Origin of the sequence: Phyllobacterium ifriqiyense (assembly GCF_030817885.1) — a bacterium.
GTDB classification, from domain to species: Bacteria; Pseudomonadota; Alphaproteobacteria; order Rhizobiales; family Rhizobiaceae; genus Phyllobacterium; species Phyllobacterium ifriqiyense.
This window is the reverse complement of the sequence record NZ_JAUSZT010000002.1, coordinates 660,001-676,412: the sequence shown is the minus strand read 5'-3', so window position 1 is coordinate 676,412 and position 16,412 is coordinate 660,001. Positions and strand designations below refer to the sequence as shown.

The window sequence follows — 16,412 nt, the reverse complement described above, 5'->3', positions numbered from 1 at the left end:
TCCTCCCTTTCCACACCATTATGGGTGGAACATCACTTTCGAGAAGAACATGGATTTGTCGGTCCGGAATTTTTCAAACATGCCTGGCAATTCAGCGAGATCAAGGTCGTGGGTGATCATAAACTCCCATTCGAGTTCGCCAGAGCCGAGTTTGTCCAATGTAACGGTCCACTGGCGACCAGGATATGGGGAGCCAAAGGAATTCCATGAACCGTGCAGCGATATCTCTTGGCGGAGAAAATGTTGGAACGTCTTGTTTTCCAAAGCCACTTCCGCAACCGGTATCCCAATGAAAACAACATGCCCGCTTGGCGCTGCCAACTTCACCGCCATATTGACTGACGAAGGATGCCCTGCAGCTTCGACAATTGTATCGCAGAGCAAATCAGCTGGAATCTCAGCACCGGCAAGAAACGTATGCTTGGCACCTGCACGCCGCGCCATCGCCAGTTTCTCTTCGGAAACATCGATTGCTACAACTTCGCTGGCTCCCATCAGCCGCATCCATTGGATAGCGAACAGACCAATGGGACCGCAACCGATGACACCGCCACGCTGACCCATCGTCATTCCGCCTGCTTTCCAGATCGCGTGGAGCGCAATTGAAGCAGGGTCGGTCATTGCCACCGCTCGCGGATCTATATTTTTTGGCGTCTTCAACAAATTGGATACCGGAACACAGACATATTCCGCATAGGCCCCATCACGGCGTGAACCGAAATAATCATAGTCCCGGCAACGCGAAAACTGTCCCTGCTGACATTGGTCACATTTATAGCATGGCAGCATCGGTGGAATGGCCACAAGTTCGCCAATTTCGAAACCTTCAACGCCCTCGCCAATTTCGGTGATATGACCGGAAAACTCATGACCGCAAATGAGCGGCATCTTGTGTGCGCCCTTGATCAGCATACGCGGCATGTCAGAGCCGCAAACACCAACAGCTGCAACCCGTATTTTCACATGGCCGGAAAGCAATTGTGGAACCGGGACATTTTCAAGACGAATATCGCCTGGGGCATAAAGTACTGCAGCACGCATCTGGTAATCCTTGGAATTGATAAAGAGATCGCGGGGCAGGATGTGCCCTGCCCCGCAGGCCTTGGGAGAGGCTATTACTGACCGAGAACGCTCGGGCGATATTCGGCAAAAAGTCCCTGACGCGGGAAATCAGCAACATTTTTGGAGGTGACAAGTGTCGAACCTGCATCGACGAATTTCGCCACTTCCTTCTTGGCAGATGCCTCCCGCGCGACCTGAATCGTAACGTCCCCGAGATATTTCGGATCGTTGAGAGCTGAACCGATATAGTTGCCACCATCGGCAATGATGCTCAGCGCTTCAGACAAGCCGTCAACACCCGCAACGAGAACATCATTCCGGTTATTCTCCTTGAGTACCTGCAAAGCTCCAAGCGCCATATCGTCATTATGGGCATAGACAACTTTAACATCAGGGTTTGCCTGCAACAGATCCTGCATAGCCGTTACCGCATTGGCGCGAATATATTCAGCATAAGGCCCCTCGACGATGGTGTGGCCAGTACCCTCCAGGGCCGCATGAAAGCCATCTCGGCGATCCATCATGACAGCGCCGCCCGCATCCCCTTGAATTTCAATAATCTTGGCCTTTTCAACTCCGTCCGCTTTCAATCTGGCTACGACAGCTTCACCGACCAATTGGCCCATTTTCTTGTTATCGCGACCCACATGAGCAGTTACACCAGTACCGTTAACGCTACGATCCACCGTGATCACCGGGATACCAGCAGCCACAGCTGCTTCGAGTGATGGAACGACCGCATCCGGGTTGACCGGATTGATGATGAGCGCATTGACGCCCTGTGTAATCAGATCCTGGATATCATTGTTCTGCTTGCTGACATCACCGTTTGCATCAAGAAATATCAATGTATCTCCGCCCGCCTTAGCCGCGGCCTCCGCACCGGTTTTCAATTGGACATAAAACGGAGATTGCAGAGTTACCTGGCTAAATCCAATCTTCAAACCCTCAGCGTGGGCCGAGAGCACGGGCATTCCCAAACCAAATGCAAGAGTAAGCGTAAAAACAGAAGCAGCGCTTTTCGTAACGAAACGACGACGGTTGAGCATGGTATTCCTCCCCAGAACTCTTCTAAAAACAACAAAAGTGAAAATAATTCACATTTGTAATAGCAAATAACCAGAAGCCCATCCGCATGTCAACCACGTTACATCGACAGTGGAATGTGCTTCCGCACAATGCGCAGCTCCCGGGGGGCGGTCTAATGAAGCAAGCCGACGTGCTCGCTGCGAGACCGGCAAGTAGACACGGGCTTTGGGCGCCCGAAACCAATGACCGCGATGATCAGCGGACGTAGCAACTTCTATTGATTGTCAAAGACTTACCAATTGCGAAAATATGTTACAGTTGTTGTGAGTTACGAAGACATCACTGTCTTTCATTTTTCGGCAAGGAGATACTTACCTTGAACTTAAGGCATCAGATCGTCGCACTGGCAATTGTTCCGCTGGTTCTGGCCATATTATCAGTAACGACGCTGCTAACCTTGCAATCAACGAACCTAGTGCAAAGCAGTATCGATACATTTGAGCGCAATATGCTTGATGCAAAAAAAACCGAACTACTCAATCTTACCAATCTCGCTCTTTCAGCAATTCAGAACATTTATCAGTCGGCTGGCCCGGATGACGAGAATGCCAAGGAGCAGGTCCGGGCTATCCTCACGGGTTTGGACTACGGCAAGGACGGTTATTTCTTTGTCTATGATTATGACGGGAACAACGTTGTTCATCCGCGCCAAGCATTCCGTCCCGGCCATAATTGGCTCAGGTTGCTAGACCCCGATGGTGATCAGGTGATTGCCAATCTGATCGAGAAGGCAAAGCAGGGGGGTGGATTGCACCAGTATAAATGGGAGAAACCTTCTGCCGGAATCATGGCCGACAAGCTTTCATTCGCCGTTGGCCTTGATAAATGGAAGTGGATGGTTGGCACAGGGGTTTATTTGGATGATGTCTTTACCCAAACTGCCGCGGCCAAAGCTGATCTTCGCAGCAGTATCGGCAATACGTTTTGGACCGTTGCCCTTATCGCCTTGCCAGCAGTGCTTATTGTTTTTGCCACTTGCATGCTCTTGAACCTTCGAGAACGGCGGCTGGCTGACAGCAAGCTCAAGCAGTTGACCCAACGTGTCATCAACGCCCAGGAAGAAGAGCGCTCCAGACTTGCCCGGGAGCTACATGATGGTATTTCGCAAAATCTTGTCGGCGTACGGTATGCGATTGATCTGGCAAGCAGGAAGGTTAACAGTCAAAGCCTTGATGCGGCAACAGCAATCAACCGCGGAGCCGAAGCACTTAATGGCGCTATCAAAGAAGTTCGAAGGCTTTCGCATGATTTGCGCCCTCGTGTTTCTTGACGATCTTGGCCTGGCACCTGCCCTCCAGGCACTGGTGCACAATTTCACTGAACGGACTGGCATCGAGGCGAATTTTTCGTCGATCGATTATAAAAACATGCTTAAAGCGGAGGCGAGCACGGCACTTTATCGTGTGGCACAGGAGGCTTTGAACAATGTCGAGCGTCACGCTGCCGCAACGCGCGTTGACATCATTGTTTCCACGAACGCTGGCCGTATACAAATGGTCGTTTCCGATAATGGAAACGGCTTCAGTCAGCCCCCCGGCAAAGACAAGTCTCCGCGTCTTGGCGGACTCGGTTTGCGCAACATGCAAGAGCGAATGGCCCACTTTGGCGGTTTGCTCCTGGTGAAATCAGATGTCGAGGGAACCACTCTTACTGCTATGCTGCCAAGATCCGCCATGCTGAAATCCAAGCCTGCGGCAAATGCTGCATGAACAAGACCCACCCAATCAAAGTACTATTGGTTGACAACCATCCCCTTGTCTTGGACGGTCTGCGCGCATTGCTGGAGACCTATCCGCATATCGCTGTTGTGGGTGTTGCGCGGCTTGCACGAGAAGGCTTGGAAATCGCGCAATCGACCCTACCGGCCGTGGTCTTGATGGATATCAACATGCCACAAATAAACGGTATCGAAGCTATTGAATTGTTCAAAGAACAATTGCCGGATACCCGCATTCTGATGCTCTCCATGCATGACAGCCGCGAATATATCTCCACTTCGGTCATGCACGGAGCTTCTGGCTATATTTTGAAAGACGTTTCCACTGACGAAATAGTCTCGGCCATCGAAGCTGTGGCGACTGGAAAAACCTATTTTTCATCTGGCGTTGCGGATGTACTGCTTGAGCGCAGAACTGCCGAAAACGCGCTGCCTTTAACAACACGGGAACATGACGTACTGCTGTTGATAGCAGCAGGCAACAGCAATCGCGATATCGCACTTGCTCTGGGGATTTCAGCAACAACGGTTGAAACGCATCGCAAGAACATCAAGAAAAAATTGAATATTACCTCCACGGCAGGTCTGACCCGCTACGCCATTGAGAATGGACTCGTCAGCCAGTCGGGTCCGGATACCCATTAGTGGGTAGACAAGTCCATTTGTTTATTTAGATGGCTTGTCCCAACTGACATCGCGACATACGAGTTCGCCAGGCCGGAACACGCTAGGGAAGCGCTCGGTCACGGGAGGATGCCAATGTCAGTATTATTGTCCGTGTCGCGTGCCATTGATGCGATCAACACCTTTGTCGGCAAGGCGGTATCATGGCTTGTTCTCGCCGCAGTTCTCATCAGTGCGATCAACGCAACAACCCGTAAACTCTTCAATGTCAGCTCAAATGCGTGGCTAGAGGCGCAGTGGTATTTATTTTCCGCGGTCTTTTTACTTGCTGCCGGCTACACTCTGCTTAACAATGAACATGTGAAGGTCGATCTGATCTACGGTCAGATAAAACGAAGATCGCAACTCTGGATTGAGGTTTTTGGAACGCTTTTCTTTCTCTTTCCCTTCTGCCTCATCACGATTTACCTCTCCTGGCCTGTGGTTCTTTCAAAACTAGCCAGCGGCGAAGTCTCAAACAATACTGGCGGCCTGCTTTTGTGGCCGGTATGGGCGTTGATACCCGCGGGCTTCGGCCTTCTTGCTCTTCAGGGGCTTTCCGAGCTGATAAAACGCATCGCGATCCTCAGGGGTCACATTCCTGACGCCGTGGCAATTGCCGACGCTGACGCTGCTATACTCTAATCCGGGAACAATCATGTTTGCCATCATCGCGGAAAATCTCGCGCCAATCATGTTCCTGTCACTGATTGTCGTATTGTTGCTGGGCTATCCGGTGGCTTTTGCGCTCGCCTTTGTCGGCTTTCTCTTTGGCTTTGTCGGAATTGAGATGGGTCTTCTACCCATCAATCTTTTCGGCGCTATTCCCGACCGTATATTTGGTCAGATGTCCAACGAGACTTTGCTGGCAATTCCCTTCTTTACCTTCATGGGACTGGTACTGGAGCGAAGCGGTATGGCCGAAGAATTGCTGGACACTATCGGCCAACTCTTTGGCCCGGTCCGTGGCGGCCTTGCATTTGCAGTCATTTTCGTTGGAGCAATTCTCGCAGCAACCACAGGCGTGGTAGCAGCTTCTGTTATTTCCATGGGGCTTATATCGCTGCCAATCATGCTCCGTTATGGATATGATCGCCGCGTAGCGGCAGGCACTATTGCAGCGTCGGGAACATTGGCTCAAATCATTCCCCCAAGCCTTGTGTTGATCATTCTTGCCGACCAGCTTGGCCGCTCCGTAGGGGACATGTATAAGGGTGCATTGGTCCCCGGATTGATGCTTGTCGCCGCCTATTCGGCCTACATCATTGTCATGTCATTCATTCATCCGACACGAGTGCCCGCATTGCCTGCCGAGGCACGAACCTTGCGCGGGTGGAAGCTACTTCAAAAGGTAATAACGTCTCTGGTGCCTCCGCTGGTGCTGATTTTTCTGGTCCTGGGGACCATATTTATCGGTCTGGCAACCCCGACCGAAGGCGGAGCCATGGGAGCAGTGGGTTCTTTGGCACTCGCTGGCCTCAATCGAAGGTTAGACATGCCGATGATAACGTCTGCGCTCTATGCAACAGCCAAGCTTTCTTCTTTCGTTATTTTCATTTTGCTTGGCGCGCGTGTGTTTTCGCTTACTTTCTATGGTGTGAACGGCCATATCTGGGTTGAACACCTGATGACGTCCGTGCCCGGCGGCGTCATTGGCTTTCTAATCATCGCTAACCTTTTAGTTTTCTTCCTGGCGTTCTTTCTTGACTACTTCGAATTGGCGTTCATCATCATCCCGCTATTGGCACCGGTCGCTGATGCGTTGGGCATCGACCTCATATGGTTCGGCGTCATGCTGGCGATCAACATGCAGACCTCGTTCATGCATCCGCCGTTCGGTTTCTCGCTGTTTTATCTGCGATCGGTGGCACCGTCGCGCGCCTATAAGGACAGGGTTACGGGAGCCACAATTCAGCCCGTCACGTCAGGACAGATTTACTGGGGAGCACTGCCCTTCCTCGGTATTCAGTTGACGATGGTCGGACTCGTCATGGTGTTTCCACAGCTTGTAACCCACTACAAGTCCAATGCGCTAGCGGTTGATCCGGCGAGTATCCAATTGAATGTTCCTATGCCCGGTGCCGGTTCTACAAATCCATTTGGAACGCCGCCTCAACCATTTGGCGCACCTGCCCCGTCTTTCGGTGGCCAAGCGCCCTCGCCACAAGCCCCATCGCCCCCTGCCTTTGGTTCGCCCACGCCAAGTTTTGGTCAACCCGTCAAACCACCAGCCAACGCTCCCCAGTAATTAATTGGCAGCGCGTTTGTGAAAAACATCTGCAAAATCCAGGAGGAACATCATGACACATAAAATAGATCGCAGAAGCTTTTTGACTAAAACAGCAATTGGCGGCGCTGCCACGGCGGCCGCGGCCACTCTTGCCGCTCCAGCAATCGCACAGGAATTGCCCACGTTGCGTTGGCGCCTGACCTCAGGATTTCCAAACAATCTCGATACTATTTATGGCGGCGCTGTTGTTATGGCAGAGGCGCTGTCCAAGATCACGGAAGGTAGATTCCAAATTCAAGTTTTCCAAGCCGGCGAACTGGTCCCTGGCGCACAGGCACTTGATGCCGTCAAGGGAGGCACGGTCGAGATCGCGCATACATGTGGATATTATTTTACAGGCAAGAATCCAGCATTTGCTATCGGTTCGACAATTCCTTTCGGCTTGAACGCAAGACAACAAAACGCGTGGCTCTATCATGGTGGTGGCAATGAACTTTACGATGAATTCCTCGCGGATTACGGCGTTGTCGGGAAACCCGGCGGCGGTACCGGCGCCCAGATGGGAGGCTGGTTCCGCAAGGAGATCAACAGCGTTGCCGATCTTAAGGGCATCAAAATGCGCATTGCAGGCGTGGCCGGGGAAGTGATGTCAAGGCTGGGCGTCGTGCCTCAGCAGCTCCCGGGAGGCGATATCTATCCTGCTCTGGAGCGTGGCACGATCGATGCCGCCGAGTGGGTCGGCCCATACGACGACGAGCGCCTGGGCTTTTATCAAATCGCACCCTATTATTATTATCCAGCTTACTGGGAAGGCGGACTGACTATCCATTTTTACATCAACAAGGGCCAATATGAGGCACTGCCTGAACCATATAAAGTGGCGCTAGACACTGCTTGCAAAGCAGCTAACATCAACATGCAGGCGCTGTATGATGTAAAGAACACAACGGCCATTCGCTCGCTAGTGGGCAAGGGCGTCCAACTTCGCCCTCTTCCACGCGATGTGATGGATGCTGCCTACAAGGCGACCTTCGAGTTGTATGAAGAATACAACGCCAGTAATCCTGCATGGGCTAAAATATATCCTGCGTGGAAGAAATTCCGTGATGAATCTTTTGAATGGTTCCGCGTGGCCGAATATAGTTATGATAGCTATGTTTATACGGCTCAGGCATCAGGTAAATAAATAATCAAGGCGACCCGGCACTCGGTGCCGGTCGCCACCCCGCTTGGGTCAGGATCTGCTTTCATCCTTTGAATATTGTAAATTGTGATCTCGATGTATTGAACTTAACGCGTTCCACGTCTAAACGCCTTCGCTCAGATCACGGGAGGCAACCTTGAAGATTCTTGCAAATTTTTCGGCATTCATTGGCAAGACCTTTGCGCTATGGGTCATAATATTTGCTGTTCTCGGCTTTCTGTTTCCCGATACATTTAAACAGCTGACGCCTTATATCGTAACCCTGCTCGGCATCATCATGTTTGGCATGGGTCTTACCCTTTCATTGGACGATTTCAAGGAAGTAGGAAAACGTCCTTTTGAAGTTCTTATCGGCGTGATGTCCCAGTTCATCATAATGCCCTTGCTGGCTGTTTTGTTGACTAGAATTATTCCCATGTCCCCTGAAATTGCAGCCGGCGTCATTTTGGTAGGATGTTGTCCTGGCGGCACGTCAAGCAATGTTATGACCTATTTGAGCAAGGGCGACGTTGCACTGAGCGTTGCCTGCACAAGCGTCACAACATTGACCGCACCCCTTGTCACGCCATTTCTCGTTTGGCTTTTTGCCAGTCAATATCTACCCGTTGACGCCACGGCCATGTTTATCAGCATTCTCAAGGTTATCCTGTTGCCATTGGCGTTGGGCTTCCTGATGCAAAGACTTCTTCCATCGATTGTCAAATCGGCGGTGCCGGTATTGCCTCTCGTTAGCGTGGTGGGCATTGTATTGATCGTTGCAGCGGTGGTTGGTGCAAGCAAGGGCGCCATCCTCCAATCTGGCCTCATGATTTTTGCAGTCGTTGTCCTTCATAATGGACTGGGTTACCTGCTCGGTTTTTTTGCGGCCCAAGCCAGCGGGCTTTCCTTGTCGAAACGCAAGGCAATTGCCATTGAGGTTGGCATGCAGAACAGCGGCCTGGGCGCCGCACTCGCCAGCAGCTATTTTTCTCCGGTTGCCGCAGTTCCCAGTGCCATCTTCAGCGTATGGCACAATATTTCCGGAGCGCTGCTCGCCAATTACTTTGCAGGCAAAGAAGAAGCATGAATTGTAGCCAGTCCTGCATACGCGTGAGCGCGTATGCTAAACAGAAACTGGCATGGGAGGCGATCGTTTGAGATCTCTTATTTGCCTTACGAGCACGGGCGCGATCAGCAAGGCCCCGATAAGGGAGGAGTAGAGCTCCGGTACTACGAGCAGGATTGCCGCAAGGATAAGCAATACTTGCTCCCATAATTTTGTCCGGACCAGCATAAAGCCGGACAGTGCAGCGCCGAGACAGGTTATTCCGAGCATACAGCCAAGGAAGGCCGTGAAAAAAGCGCTCCAGGTAAAATTGGCCGTAACCAACAGCAGCGAGGGTGAGAAGACGAAAACAAAGGGTACCAACACCTTACCCATGCTTAGCCGGAACGCGGTGTTTCCTGTTTTGAACGGATCTGCGCCCGCCATGCCAGCTGCAGCGTAGGCCGCCAGCGCGACTGGCGGTGTAATGTCGGCCAGAACTCCGTAATAGAAGACGAAAAAGTGAGCCACTATCGGCTCAACGCCAAGTATTCCGAGTGCTGGGGCCGCAATGGTCGCCATGATAATATAATTGGCAGTGGTCGGAATTCCGCATCCCATAAGGATGCAAACAATGCCGGTCATGACGAGCGTGAAGAGCAGCGTTAGGGACTGGGGGGCGAACATCATCGTTGGCAACACGGTACCGAACCAGCTTGCCATTTCTGCAGCTGTTGATGTGACGATGAACGATATTTTGAACCCGACGCCGGTTAAGGTTACGACACCAACGACTATACCGACCGTGGCAGCGGCGGCCCCAACTGCCAGTGCATATTTTGCTCCATCGCGAAGGCTTTCCAGAACCTCGCTCACCGACATTCTTTTGCGCGGGTTAAAAAGACCAACGAGAATACACAGCGTTATGCCCCAGAAAGCTGCCAAATAGGGCGTATATCCTACCAGAAGTATTCCTATCAGGACGATGAGTGGAATGACCGTCGGCCAATCCCTCTTGAAGGCTTCTTTTAAGTCGGGCATTTCGTCGGCCCGCATACCGCGGAGACCCGTACGCTTTGCCTCGAAATGTACCTGAACGAGAACCCCGAAAAAGTGCATAAATGCAGGCACAATCGCGGCGAGAATGATCGTTGTATAGGGTAAATCCAAAAATTCGATCATCAGAAAAGCCGCCGCACCCATTATGGGTGGCGTAATTTGCCCACCTGTTGAGGAGGCCGATTCTACGGCGGCTGCGAAGTGCCGCTTGTATCCGAGACGGATCATTGCGGGTATCGTCAACGAACCAACCGTTACGGTATTGGCGACGGAGGAACCGGAGATCATGCCGAAAAGCGCCGAGCCAAAAATCGAAACCTTCGCTGGCCCACCTGCATAGCGGCCGGCAACCCACGCCGCGCAATCCAGAAAAAGTTGCCCGAGACCAATTCGTGTAGCGAATACGCCAAAAAGCACGAAGTGAAAGACATAGGTGGCGACGACACCGAGGGCGATACCGTAAATACCTTGCGTCGTCAGATATAGGTGATCGACAAGCTGGGAAACGGTTGCACCCGGATGTATCAAAATGCCAGGCATTGAGGGCCCATATAGCGCATACGCCATGAACAGAAGCGCGATGATTGGCAGCGGCCATCCGACGGAGCGGCGCGTTGCTTCAAGGAGTACCACAATAAGCAGGGCTCCGAGGACTACGTCTGTCTTGGTTGGGTTGCCTACTCTAAATGCTAGATCATCGAGCGGTATCAAAGGAACATGCGCAACCGCGACTACCGCGCCGATAGCAAGAAGCCAGTCTAGTACAGAAATACCGAGCGGGCGCCACAGTGAAGCGCTAACTGGTTTGTCGTAACCTTTGCGGGAGAAGGGAAAAACCAGAAAAACCAGACCCAGCACAAAGGACAGATGGATGCCCCTGTGCACCATTTCAGAAAGAAGGCCAAAACCAGCCGTATAATAGTGGAAGAGCGACAGTGCCACCAAAAGCCCACCGACGAGCCGCGCCGCGATTGGAGCAAGCGGCCGAAACCGAATCTCAGAATCGAACTGTTCTTCAAGTTCCCGTGCTTTGGCCTCGTCCAGCTCCATTGGAGATAAAGGTGGTCTCTCAGCCGAAGGAATGGGCATCCCGTGCTCCGTCGCATTTTCTGTGGCAGGTCATGGCATACGGCTTAAAGCCGCATGCGCAGCAACTGAAGTGTCCGTTCTATTTCAGAACGCCTGCTTCCTTGTAAAAGCGTTCGGCACCTGGGTGAAGAGGTATTCCAAGTCCGGTCGTTGCATTTTTCAGGGTTATCAGCTTTCCCTTTGCATGTCCTGCATCAAGTGATGCGCGGGTAGCGTCATTCCACATTACCTTGGTAATATTATAGACAAGTTCCTCTGGTTGTTTTGCGCTCGTTACCCATTGGGCAGCAACTGAGATCGTCTCTGTTTCGGCAACGTCCTTATAGGCACCGGCCGGTACCGTATCTTTCGCAAAGAAGCTGTTTTCCGACAACAGCTTGTCAGCCTCGGGGCCGTTGATCGGTACAAGCGAGATACCGCTCGAGGTTGCCAGTTCGGATATAGCTCCCGTGGGATGACCGCCCACGAAGAAATAGGCATCCAATGCACCATCGCGCAAACGATCTCCTGCTGGACCGGGCTTCAGGTGTTCGGCTTTAATGTCCTTCTCGGTAATGCCATATGCAGCAAGCACAATACGTGCGTCCACAATTGTTCCGGATCCTGGCTCGTCCAATGAAACGCGCTTACCCTTCAGATCGGCAACAGACTTTATATCTGCATCCTTTCTGGCCACTAAATGGATTGTTTCAGGATAGAGCGTTGCGATCAATCTCAGATCATCTACTTTGTTCTTGCCTTCATAAAGGCCCGTGCCGCTATGCGCCCAATAGGCAACACTCGGACTGGGTAAAGCCTGATTCCAAAGCTCCGCCTTGAATTGCATTGATATTTGCGACGGAGCCATTGGATGAAACGGCAGTGGCAACCAATCCCGGTACGCCCTTGTCGCCAGCGCCGGATATGGCGTTCGCTATCAGACCCCCAATCGGATAATATGTACCGGCTGTCCCGCCAGTGCCTATGCGAAAGAAGGCTGGTGTCTGTGCAACAGCGATCGCAGTGGCAAAACATAGTGAACCGACAATGGCCCCTACCGCCAACGACTGGACGTTCTTGAGAAATTTCATGGGGTTCCCTTTATGGTTGTGAACCACAAGGATCGTAATCCAGAATTAAAATGTCAACTGTTCTCTTATGCAAGTCTTTTGGGGTTACTGGTGATGTGTCGCAACTTGGCAGCTTATAGAGCTGGATTACTGCTGGTTGCTTGCTACTTGGCTTGTTGGGCTGTGCTTTGGGGGATGTTGAGTTATTGGTTGCGGGGACAGGATTTGAACCTGTGACCTTCAGGTTATGAGCCTGACGAGCTACCGGGCTGCTCCACCCCGCGTTACCAAGACCGGCGCTGACGCCGTTTGCAGCCCGGACTTCTCCGTTTGTCCGGCCTCAAAAGCGAAGGTGCTTTTTCGGCTTTCGGACGGGGCGCTGCTCCACCCCGCGTTACCAAGACCGGCGCTGACGCCGTTTGCAGCCCGGACTTCTCCGTTTGTCCGGCCTCAAAAGCGAAGGTGCTTTTTCGGCTTTCGGACGGGGTGCTGCTCCACCCTTTTGTGGCAGGAGGGCATTGCTGCCATTGCCATTGTGCTTTTGGCATTGTCCAGATTACCCGGAATGTTTGCCAAAAGCAAAAAGGCCGCGTCCTGAACGTATTCTGGCGCGGCCTGATTGGTCTGTTATGTATTGTTGTGTGATTTGAGCAGCATTTTGTTGCGTTTAGCAGACCTGGCAGCGACCTACTCTCCCGCGTCTTGAGACGAAGTACCATTGGCGCAGGGGCGTTTCACGGCCGAGTTCGGAATGGGATCGGGTGCAGCCACCCCGCTGTAACCACCAGGTCAGCAAAGCGCAACAAAATGAAGAAGCTGGAATTGTTTGTCTTGATTGTTGGCGATGATCGATCTTGCGGGCATTTGCCCACAAGGCCGACTTGGCCGTCGCCGGTTGCCCGGCGCGCTGTCGCAGCGCCCGCACCAAAGGTGCGATAGGGCGCGTGAGACAATCTATTTCATCTGACTTTGTCAGATGGATATAAGTAATGAGAATGATCAAGCCAATCGAGCTATTAGTACCGGTAAGCTTCATGCGTTGCCGCACTTCCACACCCGGCCTATCAACGTGGTGGTCTTCCACGGCTCTGATAGGGAATACTCGTTTTCAGGTGGGTTTCCCGCTTAGATGCCTTCAGCGGTTATCCCGTCCGTATATAGCTACCCTGCTATGCGGCTGGCGCCACAACAGGTCCACCAGAGATACGTCCATCCCGGTCCTCTCGTACTAGGGACAGATCCTGTCAATATTCCTACACCCACGGCAGATAGGGACCGAACTGTCTCACGACGTTCTGAACCCAACTCACGTACCGCTTTAAATGGCGAACAGCCATACCCTTGGGACCTGCTCCAGCCCCAGGATGCGATGAGTCGACATCGAGGTGCCAAACAACCCCGTCGATATGGACTCTTGGGGGTCATCAGCCTGTTATCCCCGGCGTACCTTTTATCCGTTGAGCGATGGCCCTTCCACGCGGGACCACCGGATCACTATGACCGACTTTCGTCTCTGCTCGACTTGTCAGTCTCGCAGTCAGGCGGGCTTATGCCATTGCACTCGACGACCGATTTCCGACCGGTCTGAGCCCACCATCGCGCGCCTCCGTTACTCTTTAGGAGGCGACCGCCCCAGTCAAACTACCCACCATACACTGTCCCGGATCCGGATAACGGACCGCGGTTAGACATCCATATAGGTAAGGGTGGTATTTCAAGGATGACTCCACGAAGGCTGGCGCCCCCGCTTCAAAGTCTACCACCTATCCTACACATGCCGACACGAATGCCAGTGTAAAGCTATAGTAAAGGTGCACGGGGTCTTTCCGTCTAACCGCAGGAACCCCGCATCTTCACGGGGAATTCAATTTCACTGAGTCTGCGTTGGAGACAGCGGGGAAGTCGTTACGCCATTCGTGCAGGTCGGAACTTACCCGACAAGGAATTTCGCTACCTTAGGACCGTTATAGTTACGGCCGCCGTTTACTGGGGCTTCAATTCAAAGCTTGCACCTCTCCTCTTAACCTTCCAGCACCGGGCAGGCGTCAGACCCTATACGTCGTCTTGCGACTTCGCAGAGCCCTGTGTTTTTGGTAAACAGTCGCTACCCCCTGGTCTGTGCCACCCTCCTCTACTTGCGTAAAAAAGGGTCACGCTTCTTCCGAAGTTACGCGTGCAATTTGCCGAGTTCCTTCAACGCAGTTCTCTCAAGCGCCTTGGTATTCTCTACCAGTCCACCAGTGTCGGTTTAGGGTACGGTCTATACGCGGGAGCTATTTCCTGGAACCGCCCCGAAGCCCCTCCAATCCAATAAGGAGGAACAACATACGCGATCCGTCACTACCCGCAGGCCCACGAATATTAACGTGGTTCCCATCGACTACGCCTTTCGGCCTCGCCTTAGGGGCCGGCTAACCCTGCTCAGATTAACTTTAAGCAGGAACCCTTGGACTTTCGGCGAGGGAGTCTCTCACTCCCTTTATCGTTACTCATGTCAGCATTCTCACTTCTGATACCTCCAAAGGCCCTCACGGGTCCCTCTTCAACGGCTTACAGAACGCTCCGCTACCACTTGCATTTACATGCAAATCCACAGCTTCGGTGTATGGCTTTAGCCCCGGTACATTTTCGGCGCAAAGACCCTTATTTAGACCAGTGAGCTGTTACGCTTTCTTTAAATGATGGCTGCTTCTAAGCCAACATCCTGGTTGTTTTGGGATCCTCACATCCTTTCCCACTTAGCCATAACTTAGGGACCTTAGATGGTGGTCAGGGTTGTTGCCCTCTTCACGACGGACGTTAGCACCCGCCGTGTGTCTGCCGATTAGTACTCTTCGGTATTCGGAGTTTGGTTAGGTTTGGTAAATCGGTGAGATCCCCTAGCCCATCCAGTGCTCTACCCCCGAAGGTATTCGATCGACGCTCTACCTAAATAGATTTCGCGGAGAACCAGCTATCTCCAAGTTTGATTGGCCTTTCACCCCTAGCCACAAGTCATCCCAATCTATTGCAACAGATGCGGGTTCGGTCCTCCAGTAAGTGTTACCTTACCTTCAACCTGCTCATGGCTAGATCACTTGGTTTCGGGTCTAATCCAACGAACTGAACGCCCTGTTCAGACTCGCTTTCGCTGCGCCTACACCTACCGGTTTAAGCTTGCTCGTCAGACTAAGTCGCTGACCCATTATACAAAAGGTACGCTGTCACCCAGAACAAATCTTGGGCTCCAACTGTTTGTAGGCATTCGGTTTCAGGATCTCTTTCACTCCCCTTGTCGGGGTGCTTTTCACCTTTCCCTCACGGTACTGGTTCGCTATCGGTCATGCACGAGTACTTAGGCTTGGAGAGTGGTCTCCCCATGTTCAGACAGGATTTCACGTGTCCCGCCCTACTCAAGGACTTCTGTTCGCATTACGTGTACGGGGCTATCACCCATTCTAGCCACCCTTTCCAAGGTGTTCCACTTGTCTCACAAAAGCCACTGGCCTGGTCCGCGTTCGCTCGCCACTACTTACGGAGTCTCGTTTGATGTCCTTTCCTCCGGGTACTTAGATGTTTCAGTTCCCCGGGTTCGCTTCTAACCCCTATGTATTCGAAAGTTAGATACCTTATTATGATATCTAGAAAAATGAATTGTTCTTCGAACATTCGTCCAACAACTCAAATTTTCTAGATATCTAAGGTGGGTTTCCCCATTCGGAAATCGTCGGATCAAAGGGTATTCGCACCTCCCCGACGCTTATCGCAGCGTATCACGTCCTTCATCGCCTGTGCATGCCAAGGCATCCACCAAATGCCCTTAAGACACTTGATCATTCTCATTGCCAATATCCATCCTTGCCTTAACGAGCATCTTGCACCTGTGGGGGATACCAACAGGCTGCTAAAACACCCAGCAACAATCGATTTGACAAAAAAGACCAGCTTCTTGAGATAAATTCGATGGCTCTGCGGTTAAGCGGCCAATCATAAGTCAGAGGCTTTTGATGAGCACCCCTGACGACATTACCCGGCGTTCATGGCCATAAGGCCGGCAGATCAGCACACAAAGGCGCAAATCCTTGAACATCCGGAATAATCCGAACTTATCTTCTCTTCACAATGTCATACAGAACAGGCAACCTGCAGGCCTAAACCCGACAAGCTGCAAACTTGTTTCTTCCCTCACATGATACTTGCCTTCGCATCGTCCATCTCCAAAACCTTTGGTGGAGGCGGACGGGATC

8 protein-coding genes, 2 tRNA genes, 2 rRNA genes and 2 pseudogenes (1 of these 14 running past the window's edge) are annotated in these 16,412 nt (G+C 52.1%); 6 read left to right on the top strand and 8 right to left on the bottom strand.

Annotated features, from left to right (window positions below; all coding sequences use genetic code 11):
* Window positions 1-18: 18 nt before the first annotated feature.
* Window positions 19-1,041, bottom strand: coding sequence for a galactitol-1-phosphate 5-dehydrogenase (locus QFZ34_RS04810; protein ID WP_307277620.1), 1,023 nt, complete (start codon window positions 1,039-1,041; stop codon window positions 19-21).
* A gap of 74 nt (window positions 1,042-1,115) precedes the next feature.
* Entirely contained in the window at window positions 1,116-2,111 is a 996-nt protein-coding gene (locus QFZ34_RS04805) for a substrate-binding domain-containing protein (protein ID WP_307277617.1), read from the bottom strand.
* A gap of 356 nt (window positions 2,112-2,467) precedes the next feature.
* Between QFZ34_RS04805 and mctS the strand changes: the two are divergent.
* From mctS to QFZ34_RS04775, 6 genes and pseudogenes are all read left to right on the top strand, one after another.
* A pseudogene (gene mctS, locus QFZ34_RS04800) lies at window positions 2,468-3,860 on the top strand (two-component system sensor histidine kinase MctS).
* Window positions 3,857-4,513 carry a two-component system response regulator MctR gene (gene mctR / locus QFZ34_RS04795; RefSeq protein WP_307277614.1) on the top strand — a complete coding sequence of 219 codons (657 nt, stop codon included), beginning with the start codon at window positions 3,857-3,859 and terminating at the stop codon, window positions 4,511-4,513. The pseudogene mctS and the gene mctR overlap by 4 nt, the downstream one beginning before the upstream one ends.
* 114 nt (window positions 4,514-4,627) lie before the next feature.
* Window positions 4,628-5,176 carry a TRAP transporter small permease subunit gene (locus tag QFZ34_RS04790; RefSeq protein WP_307277609.1) on the top strand — a complete coding sequence of 183 codons (549 nt, stop codon included), beginning with the start codon at window positions 4,628-4,630 and terminating at the stop codon, window positions 5,174-5,176.
* A 13-nt stretch (window positions 5,177-5,189) separates the two neighbouring features.
* The gene (locus tag QFZ34_RS04785) at window positions 5,190-6,779 is read left to right on the top strand and encodes a TRAP transporter large permease (protein ID WP_307277607.1); all 1,590 of its coding nucleotides are present in this window, start codon (window positions 5,190-5,192) and stop codon (window positions 6,777-6,779) included.
* 52 nt (window positions 6,780-6,831) lie between these two features.
* Window positions 6,832-7,947 (top strand): TRAP transporter substrate-binding protein, encoded by a 1,116-nt coding sequence (locus QFZ34_RS04780; protein ID WP_307277603.1) that lies wholly within the window; start codon window positions 6,832-6,834, stop codon window positions 7,945-7,947.
* Window positions 7,948-8,101: 154 nt separating this feature from the next.
* Window positions 8,102-9,031, top strand: a complete 930-nt coding sequence (locus QFZ34_RS04775; protein ID WP_307277601.1) for a bile acid:sodium symporter family protein — start codon at window positions 8,102-8,104, stop codon at window positions 9,029-9,031.
* A 36-nt stretch (window positions 9,032-9,067) separates the two neighbouring features.
* Here QFZ34_RS04775 and QFZ34_RS04770 read toward each other — a convergent pair whose 3' ends face one another.
* The 6 genes and pseudogenes from QFZ34_RS04770 to QFZ34_RS04745 all read right to left on the bottom strand — a co-directional run.
* Window positions 9,068-11,137: a TRAP transporter permease gene (locus QFZ34_RS04770; RefSeq protein WP_307277598.1), complete on the bottom strand. Its 2,070-nt coding sequence runs from the start codon at window positions 11,135-11,137 to the stop codon at window positions 9,068-9,070.
* Window positions 11,138-11,216: 79 nt separating this feature from the next.
* Window positions 11,217-12,207: pseudogene (locus QFZ34_RS04765) on the bottom strand (TAXI family TRAP transporter solute-binding subunit).
* Between the two features lie 186 nt (window positions 12,208-12,393).
* Window positions 12,394-12,470, bottom strand: a tRNA-Met gene (locus tag QFZ34_RS04760).
* A 390-nt stretch (window positions 12,471-12,860) separates the two neighbouring features.
* A 5S ribosomal RNA gene (gene rrf, locus QFZ34_RS04755) occupies window positions 12,861-12,975 on the bottom strand.
* A gap of 206 nt (window positions 12,976-13,181) precedes the next feature.
* Window positions 13,182-16,000 (bottom strand): 23S ribosomal RNA (locus QFZ34_RS04750).
* A 392-nt stretch (window positions 16,001-16,392) separates the two neighbouring features.
* Window positions 16,393-16,412, bottom strand: a tRNA-Ala gene (locus QFZ34_RS04745); it runs 56 nt beyond the window's last position.